General features: G+C 58.2%; 22 protein-coding genes and 1 pseudogene. 7 read left to right on the top strand and 16 right to left on the bottom strand.

What is annotated here, in order from left to right; translation table 11 throughout:
* Position 1: 1 nt before the first annotated feature.
* The 3 genes from fliG to fliE all read right to left on the bottom strand — a co-directional run bounded on the left by fliG (position 2) and on the right by fliE (position 3,145).
* Positions 2-1,063 (bottom strand): flagellar motor switch protein FliG, encoded by a 1,062-nt coding sequence (fliG, locus tag ACTG2W_RS19165; protein WP_005334749.1) that lies wholly within the window; start codon positions 1,061-1,063, stop codon positions 2-4.
* Complete coding sequence (fliF, locus tag ACTG2W_RS19160) at positions 1,056-2,765, bottom strand: flagellar basal-body MS-ring/collar protein FliF (RefSeq protein WP_440016461.1); 1,710 nt, start codon at positions 2,763-2,765, stop codon at positions 1,056-1,058. Before fliF ends, fliG begins: the two co-directional genes overlap by 8 nt.
* Positions 2,766-2,827: 62 nt before the next feature.
* Complete coding sequence (gene fliE, locus ACTG2W_RS19155) at positions 2,828-3,145, bottom strand: flagellar hook-basal body complex protein FliE (protein WP_005353687.1); 318 nt, start codon at positions 3,143-3,145, stop codon at positions 2,828-2,830.
* Between the two features lie 154 nt (positions 3,146-3,299).
* On the opposite strand from fliE, the gene ACTG2W_RS19150 reads away from it, so the two are divergent.
* Positions 3,300-4,211 carry an AraC family transcriptional regulator gene (locus ACTG2W_RS19150; protein WP_440016460.1) on the top strand — a complete coding sequence of 304 codons (912 nt, stop codon included), beginning with the start codon at positions 3,300-3,302 and terminating at the stop codon, positions 4,209-4,211.
* 66 nt (positions 4,212-4,277) lie between these two features.
* Entirely contained in the window at positions 4,278-6,029 is a 1,752-nt protein-coding gene (locus ACTG2W_RS19145) for an amidohydrolase (RefSeq protein WP_440016459.1), read from the top strand.
* Between the two features lie 91 nt (positions 6,030-6,120).
* On the opposite strand, the gene befA is transcribed toward ACTG2W_RS19145, so the two are convergent.
* The 3 genes from befA to ACTG2W_RS19130 form a co-directional block, all read right to left on the bottom strand.
* Positions 6,121-6,906, bottom strand: a complete 786-nt coding sequence (gene befA / locus ACTG2W_RS19140) for a beta cell expansion factor BefA (RefSeq protein ID WP_236316353.1) — start codon at positions 6,904-6,906, stop codon at positions 6,121-6,123.
* 213 nt (positions 6,907-7,119) lie between these two features.
* On the bottom strand, positions 7,120-8,559 hold the full coding sequence (gene pyk / locus ACTG2W_RS19135) for a pyruvate kinase (RefSeq protein WP_128835232.1): 1,440 nt from the start codon (positions 8,557-8,559) through the stop codon (positions 7,120-7,122).
* A gap of 163 nt (positions 8,560-8,722) precedes the next feature.
* Entirely contained in the window at positions 8,723-9,577 is an 855-nt protein-coding gene (locus tag ACTG2W_RS19130) for a MurR/RpiR family transcriptional regulator (RefSeq protein WP_005334759.1), read from the bottom strand.
* Positions 9,578-9,924: 347 nt separating this feature from the next.
* On the opposite strand from ACTG2W_RS19130, the pseudogene glk reads away from it, so the two are divergent.
* Positions 9,925-10,896: pseudogene (glk, locus tag ACTG2W_RS19125) on the top strand (glucokinase); the annotation flags it as partial.
* A 205-nt stretch (positions 10,897-11,101) separates the two neighbouring features.
* Here the strand turns inward: glk and ACTG2W_RS19120 are convergent.
* The gene (locus ACTG2W_RS19120) at positions 11,102-11,602 is read right to left on the bottom strand and encodes an SRPBCC family protein (protein ID WP_005334766.1); all 501 of its coding nucleotides are present in this window, start codon (positions 11,600-11,602) and stop codon (positions 11,102-11,104) included.
* A gap of 160 nt (positions 11,603-11,762) precedes the next feature.
* On the opposite strand from ACTG2W_RS19120, the gene ACTG2W_RS19115 reads away from it, so the two are divergent.
* Positions 11,763-12,182 (top strand): GNAT family N-acetyltransferase, encoded by a 420-nt coding sequence (locus ACTG2W_RS19115; RefSeq protein ID WP_031227549.1) that lies wholly within the window; start codon positions 11,763-11,765, stop codon positions 12,180-12,182.
* Here ACTG2W_RS19115 and ACTG2W_RS19110 read toward each other — a convergent pair.
* From ACTG2W_RS19110 to ACTG2W_RS19090, 5 genes are all read right to left on the bottom strand, one after another.
* Positions 12,172-12,690: a hypothetical protein gene (locus ACTG2W_RS19110; protein ID WP_201903920.1), complete on the bottom strand. Its 519-nt coding sequence runs from the start codon at positions 12,688-12,690 to the stop codon at positions 12,172-12,174. The two genes, ACTG2W_RS19115 and ACTG2W_RS19110, sit on opposite strands and share 11 nt — an antisense overlap.
* A gap of 10 nt (positions 12,691-12,700) precedes the next feature.
* Positions 12,701-13,414, bottom strand: a complete 714-nt coding sequence (locus tag ACTG2W_RS19105; protein ID WP_421309244.1) for a winged helix-turn-helix domain-containing protein — start codon at positions 13,412-13,414, stop codon at positions 12,701-12,703.
* Positions 13,415-13,869: 455 nt separating this feature from the next.
* Positions 13,870-15,396, bottom strand: a complete 1,527-nt coding sequence (locus ACTG2W_RS19100) for a methyl-accepting chemotaxis protein (protein WP_257688140.1) — start codon at positions 15,394-15,396, stop codon at positions 13,870-13,872.
* A gap of 64 nt (positions 15,397-15,460) precedes the next feature.
* Complete coding sequence (locus ACTG2W_RS19095; protein ID WP_005334783.1) at positions 15,461-16,192, bottom strand: substrate-binding periplasmic protein; 732 nt, start codon at positions 16,190-16,192, stop codon at positions 15,461-15,463.
* Between the two features lie 551 nt (positions 16,193-16,743).
* Positions 16,744-17,982, bottom strand: a complete 1,239-nt coding sequence (locus tag ACTG2W_RS19090; protein ID WP_005334784.1) for a uracil-xanthine permease family protein — start codon at positions 17,980-17,982, stop codon at positions 16,744-16,746.
* Between the two features lie 306 nt (positions 17,983-18,288).
* On the opposite strand from ACTG2W_RS19090, the gene ACTG2W_RS19085 reads away from it, so the two are divergent.
* Both ACTG2W_RS19085 and ACTG2W_RS19080 read left to right on the top strand, forming a co-directional pair.
* Positions 18,289-19,467, top strand: coding sequence for a hypothetical protein (locus tag ACTG2W_RS19085; RefSeq protein ID WP_440016458.1), 1,179 nt, complete (start codon positions 18,289-18,291; stop codon positions 19,465-19,467).
* A complete protein-coding gene (locus ACTG2W_RS19080; RefSeq protein ID WP_429119613.1) occupies positions 19,464-19,805 on the top strand; it encodes an RT0821/Lpp0805 family surface protein in 342 nt (113 codons plus the stop codon). The genes ACTG2W_RS19085 and ACTG2W_RS19080 overlap by 4 nt, the downstream gene beginning before the upstream one ends.
* A gap of 87 nt (positions 19,806-19,892) precedes the next feature.
* Here the strand turns inward: ACTG2W_RS19080 and ACTG2W_RS19075 are convergent, their stop codons facing one another.
* Positions 19,893-21,608: an NAD-dependent malic enzyme gene (locus ACTG2W_RS19075; protein ID WP_440016457.1), complete on the bottom strand. Its 1,716-nt coding sequence runs from the start codon at positions 21,606-21,608 to the stop codon at positions 19,893-19,895.
* Between the two features lie 274 nt (positions 21,609-21,882).
* Here ACTG2W_RS19075 and ACTG2W_RS19070 point away from each other — a divergent pair, with 274 nt between their 5' ends.
* Positions 21,883-22,647, top strand: coding sequence for a substrate-binding periplasmic protein (locus ACTG2W_RS19070; protein ID WP_440016456.1), 765 nt, complete (start codon positions 21,883-21,885; stop codon positions 22,645-22,647).
* 87 nt (positions 22,648-22,734) lie between these two features.
* On the opposite strand, the gene ACTG2W_RS19065 is transcribed toward ACTG2W_RS19070, so the two are convergent.
* The 3 genes from ACTG2W_RS19065 to fdh3B form a co-directional block, all read right to left on the bottom strand.
* On the bottom strand, positions 22,735-23,145 hold the full coding sequence (locus tag ACTG2W_RS19065) for a DNA breaking-rejoining protein (RefSeq protein ID WP_234896966.1): 411 nt from the start codon (positions 23,143-23,145) through the stop codon (positions 22,735-22,737).
* Between the two features lie 159 nt (positions 23,146-23,304).
* Complete coding sequence (locus ACTG2W_RS19060) at positions 23,305-24,276, bottom strand: formate dehydrogenase subunit gamma (RefSeq protein WP_075114853.1); 972 nt, start codon at positions 24,274-24,276, stop codon at positions 23,305-23,307.
* The gene (gene fdh3B, locus ACTG2W_RS19055) at positions 24,273-24,899 is read right to left on the bottom strand and encodes a formate dehydrogenase FDH3 subunit beta (protein ID WP_005334799.1); all 627 of its coding nucleotides are present in this window, start codon (positions 24,897-24,899) and stop codon (positions 24,273-24,275) included. Before fdh3B ends, ACTG2W_RS19060 begins: the two co-directional genes overlap by 4 nt.
* Positions 24,900-24,903 lie beyond the last annotated feature (4 nt).

Raw genomic sequence — 24,903 nt, 5'->3', positions numbered from 1 at the left:
CTTAGAGGAACTCCTCGCCGCCACCGGCGCCCAGCATGATCTCGCCGGCATCCGCCAGACGACGGGCGATGGAGAGGATCTCTTTCTGGGCCGCTTCCACTTCGGAGACCCGGATCGGCCCCATGGCCTCCAGATCGTCCGCCAGCATTTCGGCCGCCCGTTTGGACATGTTCTTGAAGATCTTCTCGCGCATCTGATCGTCGGAGCCCTTGAGGGCGCGTTGCAGCAGATCCCCCGGCACTTCCCGCAGCATGGTCTGGATGCCGCGATCGTCCACATCGATGAGGTTTTCGAACACGAACATCAAATCCTGGATCTGCTGGCTCATCTCCTCGTCCGACTCGCGGATGGAGTCCATCAGCTGGCCTTCGATATTGGTATCCAGATAGTTCATGATGTTGGCGGCAGCCTTCAGGCCGCCCATCTTGGCTGCCTGGGCACCGGCCGCACCGGCGAACTGTTTCTCCATGATGTCGTTCAACTCTTGCAGTGCCGCCGGTTGTACCTCTTCGAGGTTGGCGATACGCATCACCAGATCGAGGCGCACCTGCTCCGGGAACTGGCTCAGGATCTCGGCGGATTGCTCCGGCTCCAGATAGGAGAGCACGATAGTCTGGATCTGCGGGTGTTCGTTCTGGATGATGCTGGCCACCTGACGGGCATCCATCCACTTGAGCGAATCGAGGCCGCGGGCGCCGGAACCGAGAATGATCTGGTCCACCAGGTTGCTCGCCTTGTCCTCGCCAAGGGCCGCCACCAACGCCTTGCGCACGAAGTCTTCGCTGCCGATACCGATGTTGGTGTACTTCTGGATATCGTCGATGAATTGACGGTGCACCGCCGCCACCCGATCGTGACTGAAGTCGGACATGGAGGCCATCGACATACCGAGCCGCTGCACCTGCTTGGGCTCGAGATGACGGAAGATCTGGGCGGCATCCTCTTCATTGAGGCTCAGCATCAGCACCGCAGCCATCTCCATACCCGACATCTGGTCGAGGATCTGGCGCTGACTGTCGGTGATGTCATTGCCGGTGACTTGACTCTTCTTTTCTTCAGGCATCTTTGTTCGTTACCCATTCTTTAATGACCTGAGCGGCCAGATCCGGCTCGTTCGCCACCAGCGCACGTACCGCCTTGAGCAAGTCTTCATCACGGTGCAGATCCGGCAGTTTCAACTGGCCATCGCGCACACCAAATACCTGAGCGTTCTCGACTTGTGCTGACAGCAGACTCAACTCGTCGTCGCCACCCAGTACGGTGTGGTTGTCGAAATCCACTTCCCCTTCCGGTTTGGCATCCGGATAGAGCAGTCGCTTGAGCATGGGGCGAACCACGGTGACGATCAAGACGATGATCACCAGTACCGAGGCGGCAATCCGCACCGCACGCCAGAACCAGGGCTGATCGTAGAGCGGCACCTCGGCCACGGTATCCAGCTCTGGGCGATTGAACGGAATCGCGACCACCTCAAGGGTATCACCCCGGGTCACATCAAAGCCAAGGCCACCGCTCAACAAACGGCGCAATGTATCGAGTTCTGCCTGGGTGCGCGCCTCACGAGTCACGGCCCCGTCGGCACCGGGCACCGCTTTGTAATCCACGGCAACCGAGACGGTCATGCGGCGAATGCCACCCATCTGGCGACGGGTATGGCTGACGGTGGTATCCAGTTCGAAGTTGCGGGTTGCCTCTTTGCGGGAGCGGCCCGAAGCAGCAGCGCTGGCACCATCACCACCGGTCGCCTCCTCGGGAATATTGGAGGCGGCAGGGGGCTGGTTGGAGAGGGCGCCGGGCACACCACCGTTGCTGCCGCTGGCGCTATTCTCTTCCATGGTCATTTCGGAGCGCACAGCAGGCAAGTCAGGGTTGTAAGTCTTGCGGGTCTGCTCCTGCTGGGAGAAGTCGAGGGAGAGATCCACTTCCGCCGTATAGTTGTCAGCCCCCAGCACCGGGATCAGGATGGCGTCAATTTTTTGTTTGTACTCCAGCTCCTGCTTCTGCTGCATGGCAAACTCTTTGCGAGTCTGGGCCGAGATCGGGTCTTGCGAGCCGGAGTTGAGCAGGCGGCCATTCTGGTCGGTGACAGTGACGCGGGTCGGCTCAAGGCCATGTACGGCGGAAGCGACCATATCGACGATGGAGTCCACCTCCCCCTGCCCCAGCGCCGCCCCCTTCAGGTTGAGTACCACAGTGGCACTGGGTTTGCGTTCGTTGCGGGCAAACACGTTGTCTTTCGGGATAGCCAGCAGCACCTGGGCCTTGGCCACATTCTGGAACTGCTCGATGGCGCTCGCCAGCTGGCGCTCGCGGCTCAGCTTCAGACGTTCACTCTCCATCCGCTGGCTGACGCCGAAACTGGAATCTTTGAGCAGGATATCTTCACCACCGATGTTGCTATCGGTGGCATTGGCAAGACCGGCACGGGTCAGGGCCAGCTGGATAGTGGGGTAACTTTCGGCGTTGACCAGCACGCTCTTGCCATCTACCTCGTAGGGGATCTTCTGCTGATCGAGGAAATCGAGAGTCTTCACCAGCTCCTGGGTGGTGTAGGTGCCGAGGGGACGCATGTCCGGCTCCTTGCCCCACAGCAGGATAAACACCGCAATGGCCAGACAGATGGCAAGCCCCAGGATCAGGGTGATTTGCCGCAGCACATCGGTGTTGGACAGGAAGCCCAGCGCCGAACTCTTCTGCTCATTTTCATCGAGGGCGGCGGTGCCCTCATCGTTTATCAGCAGATCGCCGTTTTGGTCAGTAGCCACGATTTATGTCCTTATTGCTGACATGTTCATGATGTTCAGTCGTCATGGTTTATTGGCGTCGCTTATACCGGCATGTTCATGATGGTTTTGTAGGCATCGACCATCTTGTTGCGCACCTGTACCGTGGCTTCAAAGGCGATAGACGATTTTTGGCCCGCGATCATCACCTCGGCCAGATCAACCGACTTGTCGCCCATGTCGAAACGGGTACGCAGATCATTGGCGGCCCCTTGCAGCTCGTTGACGTTGCCAAGCGCCTGTTGCAGCAGCAGACCAAAGTCGGAGGTTACCTGACGACCGGGTTGTGCCAGCGGCGTTGCGCCTGCTTCGATCTTGAGCGCCTGCATCTCTTGCATCAGGCTGCTTGCACTAATTTCCATTTTCCATCCCCAGACAAATCATTGACGCTGGCATGCAACAAGCAATTAGAGTGCCAATGCGTTAAAAACGCGACGAGGATGAGTGGCCAGACCAGGCCGGACGGGTTCGACAACGGCAGGTGGCTCTGATTAAATCCGACTCTGACGCCCACTTTTGCTGGCTGGCAAGGAGTCCGCTCTGGATTATCGCAAACCCGTGTTCAAGGCGATGGACTACATCAGCCACCATCTGGATGACAATCCGGGCCTGGATGAGGTCGCAGCAGCGGCGGCCATCTCCACCTTCCACTTCCACCGTATTTTCAAGACGATGGTCGGCGAGACCATTGCCGGATTTACCCGGCGCCTGCGTATGGAGCGCGCTGCCCGTCGCTTGTTAGCCTCCCCTCAAAGCGACATCACCACCCTCGCACTGGCCGCCGGGTTCTCCAGCTCGCAGAATTTCGCCAAGGCCTTTCGCCTGCACTTCGCCATGAGCCCCTCGGAATACCGCCAGCAGCAGGGGGGAAACTGGAAAAGCAAGATTGGAAACGATCCCCTTCCCTTTGACACCTATGATAGCCTGGTCATGCACCCGGTCACCGAACACCCGGATCTATTGCAGGGGGCAAGCGTCAGGCAGATGCCCGCCCGGCGCGTGGCGTACATGCGCCGCCTGGGCCCCTATGGCAAAGAGACCTGCGAGCAAGCTCATCGGGATTTGCTCGCGCTGTTCACCTCAGACGAGGCGATGACACCAGCAGGTACCCTGAGTCTCTATTGGGATATCCCCGATATCACCGATGAGACCCGTTGCCGTACTGACGTCTGCATCGAGCTGGGGCCAGAGATCCCCGCTGGGCGCCAGTTAACCACCCAGATCATCGCCGCGGGCCCCTATGCGGTTTGTCAGTTTATCGCTCGCGGCGATCAACTGGTTGCCTGCTGGGAAACGGCGTTTCGCTGGGTAGTGGGCCAAGGGCTGAACTGCGACGATCGCCCGTGTTACGAGCAATACCACGCAGGCACGGACCCCGACCAGGAGCATTACGTGTTTGATATCTGTATCCCGCTGATCAACCGATAAGCCGATACCTCATTTCCATTTACCCACTTCGGTGCCTTCGGGCACCGAAGCGACGGAGTCATGCCCATGAATATCAAAACGCTGTTTCTCGCCAGCCTGCTGGTAACGCTCCCCGCTGCCGCCAATGCCCAGTCACAGAGCCAGACGCTGATCTTTGGCGGCACCATCTACAGTGGTGATCCGGCGAACCCTCACCCGGAAGCGGTCGGCATTGAAGGTAAAAAGATAGTGGCAGTCGGCAGCTATCAGGAGGTCAGCGCCCGCCTCGGCAACCATGCCAAGCGTCTTGATCTGAAAGGAAAGTACCTGATGCCAGGGCTCATCGACAGCCATGTTCATGCGGCATTTGCCGGTTTTCAGGGGATGACGGTTAACTTTCCTGATGCCATGAGTGAGGTTGAGCAGGTGCAGCAATTTCTGACCCGCAGCAAGGATGACCCCCGCCTGACACTGGGCGATGTAGAGCTATACAGCAATGTCTCCCTCGACTACTGGCATCAGCTTCCCCTGCTCGATCAGGTGTTCAATGGCCCGCAATACCGGCAGATCCCGGTAGTGCTGGCCGGTTCGGATGCCCACACCGGTTGGGCCAATCAGGCCATGCTGCGCAAGGCTGGCATTGATGCCGACACCCTTGACGGTCGTTATGCTCCACTGAAAGGCAATTTTGGCCTCACCCCATCCGGCAAGCTCAATGGCTTTGCCTCGGAAGGTGGCTGGGATGCCATCCTCAAGGCGCTGCCCCCCGTCAGCGACGAGACGATTGCCAGTGCCATCATGACTGCCGCCAAACAACTCAATCAGGTGGGCATTACCGCCTGGATGGACCCTATCAGCAACATTCGCCCCCTCGCCCCCATCTTCAACGCCGAGCCGGATCGCCGCGATACCGGCCTGCTGCCGGCGTACAGCATGCTCTCCCGGGAAGGCAAGCTGACCGGACATGTGTCCGCACTGGCACTGGTGGGGATACATGCATCACCCGCCATCATTGATGACGTATTGGCGCTGCAACAGCAGTTTCAAGATGCCCCGGACGTTAAACTGGTGGGGATAAAGATCCTGCAAGATGGTGTCATCGAGTATCCATCCCAGACCGCCAAGTTGAGCGAGCCCTACCTCAACCGTCCCGGTTACAGCGGCAAGGATGATCTGGACAAACAGCGTTTTAACGAGCTGATCCGCACCGCGGATGCCCATCAACTTATCGCTCACTTTCATGCCATCGGCGATCGGGCCGTCCGTGAATCCCTCGATGCCATCGCCTATGCCCGGGCCCACAATCAGGATCACCGCCTGCTGCACAGCATCACCCATCTGGAGGTGGTGAGCCCGGCCAGCATTGCCCGTTTCAAACTGCTCAATGTGGCCGCATCGATGCAACTGTTATGGGCCGGGAAAAACGTGGCGACCACCCTGCTGCTTGAAGGAAAAGTGCCCCCGGCACTACTAGCCCGCCTCTATCCGGCAGGCAGCTTGCTGCAAAGCGGCGCCATTATCGCCGGTGCCAGTGACTGGCCGGTCTCCAGCCCCAACCCTTTCCTCGCCATGTATACCGCGATCACTCGTCAAGGGGAGCTTGGCTTGCTGCCCCCCGCCAGCGAGCAGATCAGCCGTCAGGCCATCTTGCAGGCCTATACCCTCAACGCCGCCAAGGTAATTGGACGGGAGAAAGAGATTGGCTCCATCAGCGCGGGCAAGAGTGCTGACCTGATCTTGCTGGATCGCAATCTGGAACAGGTAGCAAGCGAAGAGCTCAAGGAGACCAAGGTGCTCTGGACCATGTTCAAGGGCAAGCAGGTCTATTCAGCCCACTGACACCGAGAGAACAAACAGGCCCGCATTGCGGGCCTGTTGGCGAGATCACGACAAGCATATGGTGTGCAGTGAGCAACCGATAACGGCGGAATTAGCGGCTCGTTTCAGTCAAGTCCTTGTCAATCCAGTATTTGGAGCCGGAGATATTGGCATCGAGCAGCAAACCCTTCTCGCCAATCTGGTAGATGGCCATGCCGCCGTTGTATTTGGCGGTCAGCTCGGCGCTCTCCTTGCCGGCCACCACACCCACTTCGGAGGTAGCTTCCCACCCCTGGGTCACGAAGGCATCGAATCTGGCCTTGTCTTCAAACAGGATCACCTGCTGATAGAACTTGCCACCAATCCCGGCCGCCAGACCCGCTCCAAACATCTTCATATAGGTGTGCTTACCGGTTTTGCGATTGACTGCCACCCCGGCCCCCTGATTGGTATGCAGCATCAGGGAGAACTTGCGCGAATCGAACACTGCATAGCCATAAGCCTTGTCAAACAACAACTTGGCTGATGGCTGCTCGTTGAACAACCGGATCAGCGCAGTGTCGGCCATGGTATTGAGCGCGCTCCTCGCCTCTTTCGCCGTCTTGGGGTTGAGCATCTCGTTGAGTTCCTTGTCGGCCGCCTTCAGCCACTCCTTGCCGGTCGCGATGCTCTTGTCGGTCCAGACCCCGGCGGTATTGAAGGCATCTTCTCCCCAGGCCGAGATGGAGGCCCAGCTCTTCTTGGAAAAATCGCTGACATCCTGCCACACCTCCTTGCTGGTCTCGCTCACTGCAGTTCCCAAATCGGACGCTGCGGCCTTGAGCTTGGCCCAGTCGGCATAACAGGGTGAGAAGGCCAAACTCAGTGACAGGGCCAGCAACCAGTTACGCTTGTTCATTTTTTCACTCCCGTATTGTCGAGTGTCTGGGTTACCTGGGACGATCACCTACAACAGGCTACCCGCTGAAAATCACTCCCGCATTATCGGAAGGGGAATCCGGTTAAGCAATCATTGAGTCCTGTTTATCCCGCTACAGCCTAACAGCGGTTAACAAAAAGGCTGCTCATCAAAGAGGAGCAGCCTTTTTAAGCACAGTAAAACCGGACGGGCTTATTCGACCATCATCACCTTGCAGGTGTTGGTACTACCCACGGTTTCCATCTTGTCACCGTGAGTCAGCAGCACCATGTCACCGCTTTGCAGCAGCCCCTTCTCCTTGAGCACGGCCAGCGCGTCGCGGCACACTTCGTAGACCGGTTTGGTCTCGTCACCGTCAAACATCACCGGAGTGACGCCACGGTAGAGGTTGGTCCAGGCCAGGGTCTTGTTGTGGGGAGACATGGCAAAGATCGGCAGACCAGAGCTGATACGGGACATCAGCAGCGGCGTGGTACCGGACTCGGTCAACGCCACGATCGCCTTCACCCCTTCCAGGTGGTTGGCCGCATACATGGTGGACATGGCTACAGCTTCTTCAACGGAAGTGAAGGTGTAGCTCATGCGGTGGTTGGAGACGTTCAGGCTCGGATGCTTCTCGGCACCGACACAGACGCTCGCCATGGAGGTCACGGTCTCGATGGGGAATTGCCCAGCGGCGGTCTCGGCGGAGAGCATCACCGCATCGGTACCATCCAGCACGGCGTTGGCCACGTCCATGACCTCTGCACGAGTCGGCAGAGGCGCATTGATCATCGACTCCATCATCTGGGTCGCGGTGATCACCACGCGGTTCAGACGACGGGAGTGGCGGATCAGCTTCTTCTGTACGCCAACCAGCTCGGGGTCACCGATCTCGACACCCAGATCGCCACGAGCGACCATCACAGCATCGGAACCGAGGATGATGTCTTCCATCGCCTCATCGGTGGCGACGGTTTCGGCGCGCTCAACCTTGGCCACGATCTTGGCATTGGAACCGGCTTCGCGGGCCAGCTCGCGGGCGTAGCGCAGATCATCGCCACAGCGCGGGAAGGAGACAGCCAGATAGTCCACATTCATGCGGGCAGCGGTCTTGATGTCTTCCTTGTCTTTCTCGGTCAGGGCCGGAGCGGAGAGACCGCCCCCTTTCTTGTTGATGCCCTTGTTGTTGGAGAGCGGCCCGGCCACGGTCACCGTGGTGTGAATGCGGGAGCCTTCAACCTGCTCGACCTTCAGTTGCACACGGCCATCGTCCAGCAGCAGGATGTCGCCCTGTACCACATCGTCTGGCAAGCTCTTGTAGTCGATACCGACCTGCTCCTGACAACCTTCACCCTTACCGAGTGCAGCGTCGAGAATAAACTTGTCACCGATGGCCAGATAGATTTTGCCATCCTTGAAAGTGGAAACACGGATTTTCGGGCCTTGCAGATCACCCATGATGGCGACGTGACGACCGAGCTTGGCAGCAATGTCACGCACCTGATTGGCGCGCAGGATATGGTCTTCAGCAGTGCCGTGAGAGAAGTTCATCCGCACCATGTCGGCCCCGGCGCGGATGATCCCTTCGAGGATCCCTTCGCGGTCGGTAGCCGGACCAAGTGTGGTTACAATCTTTGTACGTCTAGGCATGAAAGACTCCAATATGAAGTTGATATGACTTGAGATTCTGCCCCATCAAGCCCATGGCTCGATGCACCCGTTTACAAACCATCTGGGTGGTTTTTGTTATTAAATTACAATACTACACCAAGGCGGGTGGCATAGACAGTCGGGGGCCGGAGCCCCCGACGGTTCAGGAAGAGTGCGGGGTTTCGAAGCGTGATTCGCGCAATCCCTCTTTTACTTTCTTCAGATTTTCGCGAAATTTCATCCCCCGGCGCAGGGTAAAACCGGTCGCCAGCACATCCACCAGCGCCAGCTGGGCGATGCGGGATGCCATCGGCATATAGACATCGGTATCTTCCGGCACATCCATGGAGAGCACCAGATTGCACTCGCGGGCCAGCGGGGAGTCCTTGGCGGTCATACCGATCACGGTGGCGTCGTTCTCGCGAGCCAGCGCGGCGATTTCGACCAGCGCCTTGGTGCGACCGGTGTGGGAGATCAGCACCACCACATCCCCTTCGCTGCTGTTGATGCAGCTCATGCGCATCATGACGATATCGTCAAAGCTCACTACCGGAATGTTGAAGCGAAAGAATTTGTTCTGGGCATCGCGGGCAACGGCGGAGGAGGCGCCAAGGCCGAAGAAGCTGATCTTCTTGGACTGGGTAAGGATATCGACACAGCGGTTGATAGCGGAGATATCCAGGCTGTTTTTGGCGGCATCCAGACAGGCCATGGTGGATTCGAAGATCTTGGCGGTGTAGGTATCAGGCCCATCTTCCGCTTCCACATGACGATTTACGTAAGGGGTGCCATTGGCCAGGCTCTGGGCCAGATGGAGTTTGAAATCAGGAAAGCCCTTGGTATCGAGACGGCGGCAAAAGCGGTTGACGGTCGGTTCACTGACGTCGGCCATCTTGGCCAGAGCGGCGATGCTGGAGTGGATGGCGGTCTGGGGAGACGCCAGGATCACCTCGGCAACCTTGCGTTCTGATTTACTGAAACTTTCCAAGTTATTCGTAATTTTATCAAGGGTATTCATCATCACCACCAGGCGTTTTTGTAATTTAGCTTCAGTGTCTTTGCACTCAATCTACGGCTAAGCAAGTTTCCATTCAAGCTAAGGACTATACAAGACAAGCGGTTATCGCAACTAACGCCTGCCATACAAAGTATGACTCATCTCTAATTATTTCGTACTTTTCGTTACAAAACGTCACCTAGCCATGAAAGCGCTTACAAATGTTGCAAAGCAACAACACTGTGAGCAGGCGCACGTTTGTATCGATCCGGCGGGTGAGCAAGCCTGAGCTCGGATAGAATGGGCCGTCATAATCCAACAATAATCTCGGGACACCAGAGTCGTCCCCATCCTGTAACGAAGGAGTTGTTATGCAGCATACCCATGCGCTGGTCGGCGATGTCGGCGGCACCAATGCGCGTCTGGCCCTGTGTGAGCTGGCCACCGGTACTATCTCTCAGGCAAAGACCTACTCAGGTCTGGCCCATCCCAGCCTTGAAGCCGTGGTACGCCTCTATCTGGAGGAACACAAGGTACAGGTGGCTGAAGCCTGCATCGCCATCGCCTGCCCCATCAACGGTGACTGGGTTGCCATGACCAACCACAGCTGGGAGTTCTCCATCAGCGAGATGCAGAGCAATCTCGGGCTGGCACGCCTGCAAGTGATCAACGACTTTACTGCGGTCTCGATGGCGGTGCCGGTCTTGGCTGAATCGGATCGCATCCAGCTGGGCGGCGCGGCGCCAGTGGCTGGCAAGCCCATCGCCATCTATGGTGCGGGCACCGGCCTTGGGGTCGCCCATCTGGTCAAGGCGGGTGAGCAGTGGCTGAGCCTGCCGGGTGAAGGTGGTCATGTGGATTTTGCTGCCAACACCGAAGAGGAAGATGCGGTGCTGCAGGTGATGCGAGGCGAATTGGGCCATGTCTCGGCAGAGCGTTTCCTCTCCGGCCCGGGCCTGGTCAATCTCTATCGCGGGCTGGTGAAATCCGATGGCCGTGAGCCAGAACCGTTTGCCCCCAAAGACATTACCGAGCGCGCACTGGCCGGGGAGTGCCTCGATTGCCGTCGCACCCTGAGCCTGTTCTGCGTGCTGATGGGCCGCTTTGCCGGCAATCTGGCCCTCAATATGGGTACCTTTGGCGGCATCTATATCGCAGGTGGCATAGTGCCGCGCTTCCAGGAGTTCTTTACCGGTTCCGGTTTCCGGGTCGCCTTTGAAGACAAGGGGCGCTTCAAGTCCTACCTCAAGGAGATCCCGGTGTTCCTGATCACCCATGAAGGGCCAGGGCTGCTCGGTGCGGGCGCTTACTTGCGCCAGTCGATGGGGATCACTATCTGATTGAAGAGGGGAACGGGGCGGGATCATCCATGGTTCAGCCTCGATTCAGTGTGAATGGCATAAAGTAGCCGCACGTAACCAAGAGGGTTGTGCTTCACAAGGAGTGGAAAGCGACTCTCATCCGCTGGATACGTTTGTCACCTGACAAGCCTGAACTGTTTCAACCGGCCTTTTGGCCGGTTTTTTTTATGTCTGATATCCGGAATTACTGGGCCAGCGCCTTCAGCTGTGCCTTGTCGGGAGGATTGTTCCAGTCGATGGGACCGTGGGTAAAACGGTACTGCAACCGTGGCAGGCTGGTCTCCAGCCACTCTTCCCGAAAATAGGCATAACCCTGATCCCAATCCGGATCATTGGCCCAACCGCTCTGCAGGAAGTAGAGGCGAGTGCCCTGCCCTTCTGGCACAAAGCGCAGGCAAACCTGGGTTTTTTGCTGGCGGATATGGGGCAGACTGGGCGGGAAATTCCAGCTGAAACTGAGCAGGTCATAGGGCATGACGGCCATGACCCGGCACCCTTCGCTGCCACGTTCACCCAGCGGGGCATCAGGCCTGAAGTAGATCTCGAAAGGACCATTCGGTTCGGCCACCATCAAACATTCGGGAGCCAGAAAACTGCGCAGACCGCTTTCGGTAGTCCAGGCGTGCCAGACATCGTCTATGTGCGCCGGCACAAAAATGTTGCCTTCAATCAGTTTATTGTCCATAAATCAGCGATCCTCAAGCCATCCATACAAGGGACTCCGGCAGTATAGCCCCATGGCAAATACAATGGACAGTGCTTAATCACACCCTTGTCATTTGCATCGATTAACCTGCCTCTGTGCAGCTGCCTCAATGAACATTGGCTTGATCCGGGAGGGCATCATGATCCGGCTCATGGAAGAACACGACATTCCCCAACTGGCCCGGCTGTTTTTAAAGAGCCGCCGCCACACCTTTCACTGGGTCGATCCCGCCCGTTTCCAACTCGAGGATTTCGAGGAACAGACCAAAGGTGAACGGGTGTGGGTAGCCGAACAGGGGGGCAATATCTGCGGCTTTATCGCCATCTGGCAGCCCGATCACTTCGTCCATCACCTCTATGTGTCAAGCGACTGGCACGGTCAGGGGATAGGGCGCGCCCTGCTGGAGCGGGGCCTCGCTGATTCGCCGCACGGCTCGCTCAAGGTTGCGACCCGCAACACGGCGGCAGTAGCCTTCTACCATCGGCTGGGCTGGCAAAACAGTGATGAGACAGGCCACTGCGATATCACCGGCCCTTGGTGCAAGTTATTTAGAAACTAGCGGGACGCCCGGCACCTGCGCTTTGCGGCTGAACAGGCACCAGCGGTGCCGGGGGGAAGAACCAGCGGTAGAGATCGAACCAGCCATCTCGCTGGGCAATCACGACCTCGTGCACCGGATCGCGCTGGAAAATTGCCACCTTGTTTTCGGTCAGCGGCACCCAGGCATAGTTGACCAGCGCATATTGCGACTGGATCAGGTTGTACTCATTGAGATAGGAGTCATCGTTACCCGATTCGTGCAGTTGGGTACGACTGTCGATGAGGTAAACAAGCTGGTTGAAGAAGGTAAGTTGAAAACCGGTCACTCGCCACTTCTCCCTGGTCGCCTCCTCCTCTTCGATCACGGTGATTTTGCCCCAGCGGCACACCCCGTGATAGTTGACTCCATTGGCCGACATTTTCAGGTCGTAATGGCAGCCCAGACTGTTGATAAACATCCCGACTACAAACAGCAGCACGACAAACAGTGGCAACAGCAGCAAGGTATTTTTCAGCGTTCGTTTCATCAGAGATCCCTTACAGCGTTTTTTCGAGCTCTTTATAGGAGAGCACGCGAACCTGGTGGCCGGAGACCAGCACCAGCGATGCCGGTTTGACTGGTGGCACATCGCTCCGTGCCTCCATCTGGCAAACAACGCCGGTCGGCGAGTCGGTACAGTGCACATGGAGCCACTCGAAATGGAGATAGCTGGCGACAAACACCACCAGCACAGCCAGTAGCAGATTGACGTACATCAGGCTCCTGACCAGCATTGGCCGCCCGATACCGCTGAGAAAGGCAAGTTTGGCCCGCTCACCAAAAGAACGGGGAGCAACAGGCTCTTTGATGACCTCGTGGTCGGAGCTTGGTGGTGTCGACGGTGACTGCGCAGCCATTGCAGGCGTGGGCTCGCTCACCGGCTCGGGCAAGGGCTCACTCTCTGTTGGCAGTGCCTTGCCGTAATAGCTCTTCATCTTGCAGTTCAGGTGCAGGGAGTACCCTTTTTTCGGGGTACTTCTGATATCCAGCGTCTGGGGGGATGAGGTGAAGTGGCGACGAATATTGGCGATAGCCACGTTCAGGGAGTTGGGGCTGATGGGGCGACCCAACCAGCCGATTTCGAGCAACAGATCCTTGTCGCACACCTCGTCATGGTGATCGAGCAGATAGCTGAAAATGAGGCTCTCTGCCGATGACAAGCGCACCACCCGGGCGCTTTGCAAGTTGTCCTTGTCGGCACAGAAGATCAACTCTCGCCTTTTGACATCAAAGACATAATCACCGAAGTGATAGGCTGATATGTTATTGCCTGGCGCAACCCCCGTCATACCAACCACCTGTTATTTGCATTCATCATGAAGAAGATGGGATTCCACACCTGATAAAGCCAGATGGCGGCTCAGGACTTGCTGTAATTAAACGAAATTCTAAAGGGTCGAGATCAGCGGCACAATAGATGCAGGCAGGCATGAGCGGGGAAAATGAAAATATGCGTCCAGCGCTGTCGGACTGCGTATCGGGCAGAGCATGATGCTGCGAGTTTCGCGTATCACGATCACGCCAATCTCAGCTGAACAGTGACATGGGCATGACGAAAAGCTCTGCTGGACAAGGCCCCTTGCCCCTCACAACATCTCGCCGCACTTCACAATCAAGGGAACCTTGCATGCCCCGCAGGATGATCCAACGGGGCGAAGTGAACTGACTAGACCCGAAACTGCTTGAGCAAGGTGTCGAGTTGGGCCGACAACTGCCGCAGATCGCTGCTGGCTTCGGCAACCTGTGCCACTCTGGCTGCACTCTCGCTGTTGAGCGTCGCAATCCGGTTGACGCTGTGGCTGACCGCCTCCGCCACCGAGTGTTGTTCTTCCGATGCCTGGGCGATATACATGTTCATCTCGCGGATCAGGCTGACCTGATTTTTAATTTTCTCCACCGATATCTGCACATCTGCCGCCTCGATGCCGGCGCGGGATGCCTTCTCCTGACTCTGTTGCATTCCGGCCCCGACATTCTGGGTCGCTTGCTGCAACCGTTTGATACTGGCACTGATCTCCTCCGTCGACTGGCGAGTACGGCCCGACAAGGTGCGTACCTCATCCGCCACCACCGCAAAACCGCGCCCCTGATCACCCGCCCGCGCCGCCTCGATGGCCGCGTTGAGGGCAAGCAAATTGGTCTGCTCGGCAATGCCGTTGATCACTTCGATGATGGTGCCAATGCTGCTGCTTTCGGTCGAAAGGGTGCGCATCAGGGTGGCGACTCGCTCCACCTCCCCCACCAGTTGATGGATGGCCTCATTGGCATGGCCCGCCAGATTGTAACCCTGCTCCACATAGAGGTTGGCCTCATCGGTAGCGCCAGAGGTTTTCACCGCATTGCCAGCCACTTCCTGCACAGCCTGACTCATTTCGGTAATGGCGGTGGCGACCTGATCCAGCTCGGATTGCTGGGCGTCACTGCCTACCCGGGTATCTGCCGAGAGGGAGTCACAGAGTTCGGCGGTTTGCAACACACCGGCAGAGAGCTCGTTGATCTCCGCCACCATCTCCTGCAACTTGGCAATAAAGTGGTTGATGTTGGTGGCCAGCGCGCCCATCTCATCCTGGCGGCTGATCTTTAGACGCCGGGTCAGATCCCCCTCTCCTTTGGCCAGATCGAACACAGCCTGATTCATCTGATGAAGCGGCCTGAGCACATTGCGATGAATCAGCACCATCAACAGGGCGATGATGCAGAGATCGAGCACCAGGATCTGCCAGACGGTAGTGATCAACTGCTGGCGCAGTTGGGCCTGGATGGCGGCATCACTGGTTTGCACCAGCAATCGGGCCACGGTGTTTTTCTGGCCGCTGTCGTCATAGACCAGATCATATCCCCCATAGGCAGCGGTATCGGCAGGCATGGCTGTCACGGGGGCAATGCTCCCCGCCGTGTCACGGGCAAACCCGGCCACCAGCTTGTCCTTGTTGACCACCAGCAGCGCACTCAGGATATCGGCCGCCAGCTCGGACTTGAGCGATGCCTCGATGAAGGCCGATTCATAATTCCACAGCGGGCCGGGCAGGGAGAGCTGCAGCCGACCGATGGCCTGTTCGACTAGTGCACTCTGTTTGCTGTAGCTCTCCGCCCTGACCGCGTGGTAGTTGTAAGCGCCAAACAACACCAGTAGCAGACTCACCGACAGGGAGGTCAACACGGCAATCCTGAACGTCAGACTTTTCCAATCCATGGTTTCCTCCCGGTTTTACGGCAGCCGGCGCAGTGCCATTGAGCGGCACTTGCTATTGGTACTGTTACTGGTACTTGGCATTGATCTTGTCGATGGTGCCATCCGCCTTCATGGCTGCGAGGATCTCGTTGAGCTTGGTGATGAGCTCATCGGGCGTATCCTTGTTAAACGCCAAGCTCATCTGGGTTTCCTTGAACACGAAGACCGGCTTGGGTGAGGCCACCTTCTCCTTGCTGGCCAGATAGGGGGCCAGATACTGGCCGGTAGCCCAGAGATCGATGCGACCTGCCTCCAGTTTTTTCACGTTGGCGGTGTCGTTGGCCGCCAGCTGCAACTTGGCAAATCCCTGGGCTTTGAGATATTCGGCGGCCGCATCGCCGTTATAGCCACCCACCGAATACTGCTTGGCATCTTCCAGCGACTTGACCGTGATATTGGCGGTCGAGCTGGAGAAAAATACCCAGTTGTTATTGACCAGCGGCCCGACCCACTTGAACAGCGCTTCCCGCTCCGGAGTGCGGGTCGTGGAGTAGAGGGCGGTATTGGGGGTGCCGAGGGTATCTTCGTACGCCCGTTTCCAGGGCATCAGGGTCAGCTTGTATTCGACCCCGGCACGCTTGAACAGCTCTTCGACCACCTCGGTCGACAGCCCGACAATCTTGCCCCCCTCTCCCTGCATGTTGAATGGCGGGTAATCCTCGGTCATCACGTTCAGTGGCGCAGCCTGAACAGCGCTTATCGCCATCATGGAAGAGACTGAAAAAATTGCACTTTTCCACAGCAGTTGATAGTTCATTGCAACCTCGCTTTGCTTGCCATTCATCCCTGAACATCCGCCGTTACCTATGGCGGTGCACGTCTGACCCGCTGGGGTCATGCCGGCTTTCACGGCTCGCCGCCCACCCATGTGCAGCAGCAAACAGATCCGGATTTTGCCTGTGCGCAACGAAACGCAACCGGCGAGGGAGGCTCACAACAAATCGAGGTGGAAACATGCCAGGGCAGCATAAGGGGAGTGCGGAATTGGGCGGATAAGCCTCTGCCATACAACAGCGCCGTGGCAAAGAAAAAGCGCATCGTTTTATGACAGGGGTCTGGGAGAGAAATGATAGAAAACGCCAACATCCATTTTCCCATACTGCTCGAGGAGACCTCAGAGCCAAACCTGTCCTTTAGCTAAGGTCACGAAAAGAGATACGTCAAATGAGAATGCTAACCCCCTCATCTGCTTCCAAATTAGATTCCAGATGAGCTCCGCCGAGCAGAAAAGTGGCGCGAGATACCCGAAAAAGAGAAGGCCACCGCGAGGTGGCCTTCTCCAAATCAACGATGAACGTCTGGTGAAACTCAATCCTTGGCCGCGTCCATCACACCCTCTTCGGAGTGCGCAGGCAGGATCAGGTTGAGCAGGATGGCGGCAACAGATGCCAGGCCAACGCCGGCCAGCGCGAAGTCGCCAATCTTCATCTCCAGCGCACCGACACCGACGGTCAGCGTCACGGCGACGATGGCGATATTGCGTGACAGTCCCAGATCCACCTTGGATTCCACCAGCGTCTTGAGACCGATGGCAGCGATGGATCCGAACAGCAGCAGCATGATACCGCCCATCACCGGCATCGGGATGGAGGTAAGCAGCGCATTGAACTTGCCGAAGAAGGCCAGAATGATGGCAAACACCGCAGCCCAGGTCATGGTGACCGGATTGAAGTTGCGAGTGATCATCACGGCACCAGTCACTTCGGCGTAGGTGGTCACGGGTGGGCCACCGATGAAACCGGCAAAGCAGACGCCGATGCCGTCACCGGCCAGCGTACGGTGCAAACCCGGATCCTTGGTGTAATCCTTGCCAGTCACGCCACCAATCGCCAACACGCCACCGATATGCTCGATACAGGGGGCGATGGCTACCGGCAACATGAACAACGCAGCAGCCCAGTTGATCTCCGGGGTTTCGAAGTGGGGCAGCGCCAACCAGGGTGCGTTCACCATGCCATCGAAACTCACCTGGCCCATGAACACCGCCGAGACATAACCGGCAATCACGCCGCACAGGATGGGGATCAGCTTGATCCACCCCTTGCAGAACACGGCGGCAATGAGGGTGACCGCCAGCGAGATACCGGCCAGCGTCAGCGCAGTCCCCGCAGGTACTACCTGCTCACTACCGGCACGGCCCATCGCCATGTTGCAGGCAACCTGCGCCACAGAAAGACCGATGACCATGATCACCGGGCCAATCACTACCGGAGGCAGCAATTTGTGCACAAAACCCATCCCTTTTGCCCGGATCAGCGCAGCCAGAATGAAATACATGAAACCGGCGGCAAACAGGCCAAACATGGTGGATGGCAATCCCCAGGTCTGGGTGGCGTAGATGATGGGAGCAATGAAGGCAAAGCTGGAACCGAGGAAAATCGGGACCTGGCGGCGGGTGCAGAGCTGGAACAACAGGGTGCCCACACCGGCGCCAAGCAGGGCCATGGAGGGGTTCAGTCCGGTGAGCAGGGGCACCAGAACCATGGCACCGAAGGCGACAAACAGGATTTGCAGCCCGGCGACACTTTGCTTGACTAAGGAAAACATGGATGTCCTTAATTTTTTGATAACTGATGGGGATATTTATCACTTTTCAGTTATCACAAGACTTTTTCAAGGCAAAAAATGAACACAAATGCGTCACTTGTTACCTTTTACTGCTTGGGAAGGGCATGAAACTGGCTTTTTAGGCGGGATTCGTTGCTACAAGCATCGAGTATGCGATTTTACGCATTATTGTGACGAACGCCAATCGTTTTTCCATCATGTTTATTGTGTTCATGGTCAAAAATGCCGCCGCCAGGGGCGCGCTCTATAATGGATCCTGTGAATCAAGATGGACAAGGAGTCCCCATGTCACAGCCCCCATTCAAGGCCAGCCAGCGCAGATTGCTTATTGGCTCGGCCATCGCACTCGCCCTGTTTGCAAACCCGTTCAGTTATGATTTCGCCCACAATGAGTGGCAAATGAATCAGGCCTATGCCAAGTCCTGCTTTATCGCCGGCACTCGCATCACGATGGCCGATGGCTCCACCCGCCCCATAGAGACGCTCCGGGTCGGTGAACAGGTGCTGGATCAGCACGGCGGCAGTAACCGGATCCTGGCGGTCGAACGGGTCATACTGGGCAAGCGCAGACTCTACGGGATCAATGATCTGCCCCCGTTCTTTACCGCAGAGCACCCTCTGCTGACCACTCGGGGCTGGGCGGCCATCTCACCGGCCATGACCCGAACCGAAAACCCGCAACTGGCGGTGCTGCCGCTATTTACCGGCATGCAGATAATGTGTCGCTCGGCACCAGTCATGGTGACGGGCAATCTGGCCCTGCAACCCCAGCTGGAATTACTGCTGGTTGAGTCACTCTGCTGGATCGAGGCATCTCCCACTACCGCACTCTTCAATCTGCTGCTCGATGGCAGCCACAGCTACATCGCCAATGAGCTGATCGTTCACAACAAAGATGGCGATGGTGGCAGTGGGGGCAGCAGTGGCGGAGGCAGCAACAGCGGCGGAGGCAGCGACAACGGCGGAGGCAGCGACAGCGGTGGAGGCAGCAACAACGGTGGTGGCAGCAACAGCGGCGGCGGCAGCAACAGCGGTGGTGGCAGCAACAGCGGCGGTGGCAGCGACAGCGGCGGAGGCAGCAACAGCGGTGGTGGCAGCAACAGCGGCGGAGGCAGCGACAGCGGCGGTGGCAGCGACAGCGATGGGGGCAGCGATGACAGTGGCGGCCAGGGCGAGCATGCCGGCGGAGAGCAGCATGGTGGAGGTGAACGGCATGCTGGTGGAGAAAAACATGCAGGGGGAGAACGCCATGGGGGTGGCCGCGGGTTTGGCAATGGCGTTGATGACAACGGCAACAAGCTCAGAGGTGACGGCACGATCGATGACAACGGTGTGGATGCTGTCGATGCCAATGGCAACAAGCTCAGGGGTGATGGCACGGTCGATGATCGCCAGCAAGTGCTTACCGATGAGCAGGAGCGGGCGCTGCTCAACAACAGTTTTCGCCAACAGGGGCAACCATGATGCGATATCTGTTACCACTCCTCCTGCTCAGCCTCACTGGCTGCGCCACGGTCGACACTCCGCCGCTTTACCATCAGATGGATAAGGCAGATGTTCAACTGGCCAATCAGGCCCTTGCCAAGGCGCTGGAAACCCGCACCAAAGGGCAGAGCCTCACCTGGTTCAATCCGGCTAATCGTCACTCGGGTAGCGTCACCCCGCTACGCACCTTCCGCCATACCAGTGGGGAGTGGTGCCGCGACTATCGCGAGCAACTCTATATCGGCAAGGCGAGCCAGCAGTGGCAGGATACCGCCTGTCGCAATCAGCAAGGGCGCTGGCGGCCATTGCGAACTTAGTGAATGCCACGGGGTAAACGAAAGGGGGTAGCAGCGCTACCCTCTTGTCATCTTTACCGACCCGTTATCCCGGCGGTGAATACGCGGTTATACCCGACGATAGGGCAGGTAAACCGGCTCCCACATGTGGTTGAGGATATGCTGCTGCAGATCCTGACCGATCAGCGGGTGGGAGGGATCCCGGCGCACGATATCCTTGAGCACGGCGGTCGCCACATGCACCGAGATGCTGCGCAGCTCGCGAATGCGCGGATAAACAGCCCCTTTAGCCAGGTCCACCTCACTCACGCACTCGGCCAGCGCAAAGGCGGCGGTCGTGAAGACATCGGGTGTGATCTCGCGGATCTGGCTGACGATGGCCGCCAGACCTACACCGGGGAAGATAAAGACATTATTGCCCTGCCCGACCCTGAACTCCTGCCCCTCGTAGCTCACATCCTTGAAGGGACTACCGGTCGCCACGATCGCCTTGCCCTTGCTCCAGCGGTATATATCCTCCGGCAGCGCTTCACAGTTGGCGGTGGGGTTGGAGAGCGGGAACACCATGGGGCGCTCGCAATGCTGCAGCATCAGCTGGATGTGTTCTTCCTGGAAGGCGCCGCCCGAGCCACTGGTACCCAGCAACACGCTAATGGGCACATGACGCAGCACATCGGCCAGATTGGCCTTGCCGGGCACCTCGGTATCCCAGCCCGCCAGCAGCAGCCCCGGCTTGGCATAGCGGCGCTTGTACTCGTCGAGCCCATCCCGGTTGTCGCACACCAGCCCCTGGGTATCCAGGATGTAGATGCGATCGCGGGCCGCCTGCGGATCCATCCCCTCGCGGATCATCCCCGCGCAGATCTGATCCGCGACACCAACCCCGCCAGCGCCAGCGCCATAGACCAGATAGTTCTGCTGGCCCAGGGTCTCCCCCTTGACCTTGACCGCGCCGATGATACCGGCCAGCACCACGGCACCGGTGCCCTGAATATCATCGTTGAATGACGGCAGTGACTGCTGGTAGCGGGCCAGATTGTTGAAGGCATTGGATTTGCTGAAGTCTTCCCACTGCAGCACGGCATTGGGGAAGTGGCGCTTGACCCCCTGCACGAACTTGTCGATGAACTCCTCATACTCCTTGCCGCGAATACGCTTGTGGGGGCGGCCCAGATACATGGGATCATCGAGTAGTTTCTGGTTGTCGGTGCCCACATCCAGCGCGATAGGCATGCAGCAGGCGGGGTGAATACCGGCACCCAGGGTATAGAGCGCCAGCTTGCCGATGGGGATGCCCATGCCGCCAACACCCTGGTCGCCGATCCCCAGAATGCCCTGGCTGTCGGTGACGACTATGATGCGGATCGATTTGGCATCGAAGTGGCGGGCCTGACTGCCCATGTCATCCACGTTGTCCGGGGTGATGTAGAGGCCGCGCGGCTTCTGGAAGCGGTGGCTGAACTCCTGGCACGCCTTGCCCACGGTCGGGGTATAGATGTAGGGAGTCATCTCCTCCACATGGCGTGACAACAGGGCATAGAAGAGAGTCTCGTTGCGATCCTGCAGGGCACGCAGGTTCTGGTACTTCTCGATATCGCTGCAAGCGCTTTTGAACCCCTCATACACTCGCTCGAGCTGGGCTTCAAAAGTTTGCACCTGAGGCGGCAGCAAACCATCGAGATCAAAATCGGCCCGCTCCTGTTCGGTGAAGGCCGTGCCCTTGTTGAGGTATCGATTGTTAAGCAGATCAGTGCCGGTCAGTGCAACGGGGCGAAAATCCTGTCCCTGTGCATCTTTCCACAGCAGATATTGTCCGGTAGCCATAGTCATTCTCTTTGATTTACGTGAAATTGCCGTTCGGCAGGAGAGCAAGACTCATAATGAAATCAATCATATGACGTTTACTCGATCGGTTTTGTGAGCTTGGGCATACCCTGCGGCCAAAATAGGCGCCCGGCGACCCCGGCGAGACAAATATCCACGGCAAGGAATGAGACTCATGTTAGCATTGCGGGCAACCCAGCCCCTTTCACCGCATCACAGCCGGGAGTGACCTGATGCCCTCGCCTCTGCCAGCCTGCGTCCCCTTCTTTCTGCCATGCGCCTGATCTCGCTGCTTGCTCTGTGGCTATTTCTGACCTGCCAGTCAGCTCTCGCCGCACCGGGTCGGGTGCTCAACATCATCGTGGGTGAATGGCCCCCTTTTGTCTCCGAGCAGTCAAAACAGCACGGGCCAGTGGCCCACCTTATCAGCGATCTGTTCAAGGAGGCGGGCTATGAGGTGAAGTTCCACTTCGCCCCCTGGGGTCGGGTCTATTCGCTGGCGGCCAACAGCCAGCTCTACGACGCCACCGCCGTCTGGATGCACAAACCGGAGCGGGAGCAGGATTTTCTGTTCAGCGAAGCGGTGCTGCAGGAGCAGTTTGTCTTCTTCTCCCTCAAATCACGGCAGCTGCAGACCGAGCGCCTTGAGCAGATCATCGGTATGCGGTTGGGGGGTGATATCGCCTATAGCTACGGGCCTGAACTGGACAAGATGGTGGCCGATGGCAAGGTAACCCAACAGAAAGTCACCGACGTGAAGCAGAATTTCGGCAAGCTGCTGCGCGGGCGGATCGACCTCTATCCGCAAGAGCTGCGAGTCGGTTTGGCCGAGTTGCAGAGCCAGCTCGACCCCGCCAGCGCGGCACTCATCACCCACAGTCAGACCCCATTTCTGCGCAACGACAGCTTCGTGATGTTCCCGCGCAAAATGCCGGATTCAGCCAAACTGCGGGATCAGTTCAATCAGCAGTTGCAGCAGGCCATCGCCAGCGGACGTTATAAGCGCTACTTCGAGCGACTGGCCCGGGGGGAATATTGACCTTGGCGAGGCAAAAACAGAGGGGATAAAACAACGGTGGCGGCCCTTTGTGGCCGCCACCTCCGTGATGCTTGTCAGCGGCTGGCATTAGCCGCTGATGCCCACCTCCAGTTTGAACGGCGTCTTGGCCTTGCTGCTCTCGGCCGCCCCCATCTGGTAGACCCGAATGGTGTAGGTGCCCTTGGCAGGCAGGGTTGCCTCAAAGTTGTTCCCTTCGGTAGAACCGATAAACATCGCCTCCCCCTTGCTGCCCGGCGGCAGAATATTGAAGTAGGGCTTGCCGGTCAGGATCACCACCATGCTCTGGCCCTTGTTGGCCGTCAGCTTGTAATCGAGGGTCTGGCTACCCTGAATGGTGCCGTTGATAGTCGCCCCTGACTCCCCCTTCTTGAACTGCACCTGCTGAGTCTTGATCCCGTCAGCCGCCTGCGCCACGCCCGCAATACTACCGAAGAGCGCAGATGCACATACCGCTGCCAGCCATGCTTTTCTCATCATTTGTCATCCCTTGTGTGAATGGAACCCCTGTTACTGTTGCTCAAGGTGGCCCCAAAAACCATCGCCGTTTGCGGCATCGCTCAATCACTTTGCCATCACGATCGACCCGCCATCAAAAGGGGCGCCGTAGCGCCCCTTCTCTTTACTCTTTGTCGACCATCAGCTTGATTTGCCCGCCTTGGGCTCATCGAGGGTGTGTTTCACCTCTTCATACCAGAGGTCATGGTGCTCCCTGGCCCAGGTCTCGTCCACCTCGCCGGTCACCATCCCCTCCAGCGCCCCTTCCAGCTGGAACAGACCCATGTAGATATGGAAGATAAAGCCGCAGATAAGGATCAGCGCTCCGACGATATGGATGAAGCTGGCCCACTCCATCTGGCGGCGCAGCTGGCCGAAGATGGGGAAGTCGAGGAACAGCCCGGTCGCCACCACGATGCCGCCAAACCAGATCAGCAACCAGAAGATCGCCTTCTCGCCGCCGTTGGAGAAGCCCGCCGAGGGGTGACTTCCCTTGTGCTTGCCGAGCATGCCGCCAAACTTCATGAACCACTGCACATCCACCATATTGACGATGTTGTGGCGGAACCACTTGATGAGTACCCCCATCAGGCAGAGGAAGAAGAGCGGCCCCACGTAGTTGTGGAACACCTTGGCAAACCAGATCCAGTTCTCCCACACCCCGAGGCTCACCACCGGCTTGATGAAGTACTTGCCGTAGATGATGGCCAGCCCCGACCCGGAGAGGGTCAGGAACATGGCCGCCGTGGTCCAGTGCAGCGCCCGATCCAGCCTGCTCCAGCGTTTGAGCTTGCGCCCGGTGCGTGGTTTGGAGAGCTTGGTCTGCCCCACCACCAGGTACATCAGGCCACACATGGCCAAGGATCCAAAGATGGCGATGGCACCGAGCGGCGACACCCACTTGGTCTTCACCTCGAACCAGAGCTGGCCCGGCACCGAGATGAGCACCCCGTGCTCCGGTGAGCGGGAGGTGGTCACCCCCTCCTGCCCATCCTTTACCGCCCGCCAGTAATCGGCGCCGGCAAAGCCGACCGCCTCTTTCTCGGCATCGGCGAAACTTGCGGTACTCACCAGCAGCAGGGCAGCAAACAGGGCCATTAGCCAGGTTTTCATGCCGCCCCTCCCTGCTTGTTCAGCTTGCTGGCATCGTGAAACAGCTCATCGCCATTACCCCAAGCCGCATCCTTGGCACCGCGATAGGCAACCCGCTCGCGGAAGATGTCGGAGATCACCTGCGCATCCCCCGCCAGCAGTGCCTTGGTGGAGCAGAGCTCGGCACACATGGGCAGCTTGCCCTCGGCGATACGGTTGGCACCGTACTTCTGGCGCTCCGCTTCGCTGTGATCCTCTTCCGGGCCGCCGGCGCAGAAGGTGCACTTGTCCATCTTGCCCCGATCGCCAAAGGCGGCGGTCTTCGGGAACTGGGGCGCCCCGAACGGGCAGGCAAACAGGCAGTAGCCGCAACCGATGCAGAGATCCTTGTTGTGCAACACTATGCCGTCGTCGGTGTGATAGAAGCAGTCGGCCGGGCAGACCGCCATGCAGGGGGCATCTGTGCAGTGCATGCAGGCGACCGAGATGGAGGTCTCCCCCGGCAGGCCGTCGTTGAGGGTCACCACCCGGCGGCGCTGGATGCCCCACTCGAGGGCATCGTCGTTCTCGTTCTTGCACGCCGTCACACAGCCGTTGCACTCGATGCAGCGCTTGGTGTCACACATGAATTTCATTCTGGCCATGGGA

The sequence above is a fragment of the Aeromonas sp. 96A genome (assembly GCF_051919165.1).
GTDB lineage: Bacteria > Pseudomonadota > Gammaproteobacteria > Enterobacterales > Aeromonadaceae > Aeromonas > Aeromonas veronii.
This window is presented reverse-complemented; position numbering and strand designations above follow the sequence as displayed.

Bases quoted from the DNA above. Each gene is read 5' to 3' on its own strand.
- ACTG2W_RS19085 (WP_440016458.1), top strand. From the start codon at position 18,289: ATGTCACAGCCCCCATTCAAGGCCAGCCAGCGCAGATTGCTTATTGGC.
- ACTG2W_RS19095 (WP_005334783.1), bottom strand. From the start codon at position 16,192: ATGAACTATCAACTGCTGTGGAAAAGTGCAATTTTTTCAGTCTCTTCC.
- ACTG2W_RS19110 (WP_201903920.1), bottom strand. From the start codon at position 12,690: ATGAAACGAACGCTGAAAAATACCTTGCTGCTGTTGCCACTGTTTGTC.
- pyk (WP_128835232.1), bottom strand. From the start codon at position 8,559: ATGCCTAGACGTACAAAGATTGTAACCACACTTGGTCCGGCTACCGAC.
- ACTG2W_RS19145 (WP_440016459.1), top strand. From the start codon at position 4,278: ATGAATATCAAAACGCTGTTTCTCGCCAGCCTGCTGGTAACGCTCCCC.
- fdh3B (WP_005334799.1), bottom strand. From the start codon at position 24,899: ATGGCCAGAATGAAATTCATGTGTGACACCAAGCGCTGCATCGAGTGC.
- ACTG2W_RS19075 (WP_440016457.1), bottom strand. From the start codon at position 21,608: ATGGCTACCGGACAATATCTGCTGTGGAAAGATGCACAGGGACAGGAT.
- fliG (WP_005334749.1), bottom strand. From the start codon at position 1,063: ATGCCTGAAGAAAAGAAGAGTCAAGTCACCGGCAATGACATCACCGAC.
- ACTG2W_RS19090 (WP_005334784.1), bottom strand. From the start codon at position 17,982: ATGTTTTCCTTAGTCAAGCAAAGTGTCGCCGGGCTGCAAATCCTGTTT.
- ACTG2W_RS19060 (WP_075114853.1), bottom strand. From the start codon at position 24,276: ATGAAAACCTGGCTAATGGCCCTGTTTGCTGCCCTGCTGCTGGTGAGT.
- ACTG2W_RS19120 (WP_005334766.1), bottom strand. From the start codon at position 11,602: ATGGACAATAAACTGATTGAAGGCAACATTTTTGTGCCGGCGCACATA.
- ACTG2W_RS19080 (WP_429119613.1), top strand. From the start codon at position 19,464: ATGATGCGATATCTGTTACCACTCCTCCTGCTCAGCCTCACTGGCTGC.
- ACTG2W_RS19070 (WP_440016456.1), top strand. From the start codon at position 21,883: ATGCGCCTGATCTCGCTGCTTGCTCTGTGGCTATTTCTGACCTGCCAG.
- ACTG2W_RS19100 (WP_257688140.1), bottom strand. From the start codon at position 15,396: ATGGATTGGAAAAGTCTGACGTTCAGGATTGCCGTGTTGACCTCCCTG.
- ACTG2W_RS19130 (WP_005334759.1), bottom strand. From the start codon at position 9,577: ATGAATACCCTTGATAAAATTACGAATAACTTGGAAAGTTTCAGTAAA.
- befA (WP_236316353.1), bottom strand. From the start codon at position 6,906: ATGAACAAGCGTAACTGGTTGCTGGCCCTGTCACTGAGTTTGGCCTTC.
- fliE (WP_005353687.1), bottom strand. From the start codon at position 3,145: ATGGAAATTAGTGCAAGCAGCCTGATGCAAGAGATGCAGGCGCTCAAG.
- ACTG2W_RS19115 (WP_031227549.1), top strand. From the start codon at position 11,763: ATGATCCGGCTCATGGAAGAACACGACATTCCCCAACTGGCCCGGCTG.
- ACTG2W_RS19065 (WP_234896966.1), bottom strand. From the start codon at position 23,145: ATGATGAGAAAAGCATGGCTGGCAGCGGTATGTGCATCTGCGCTCTTC.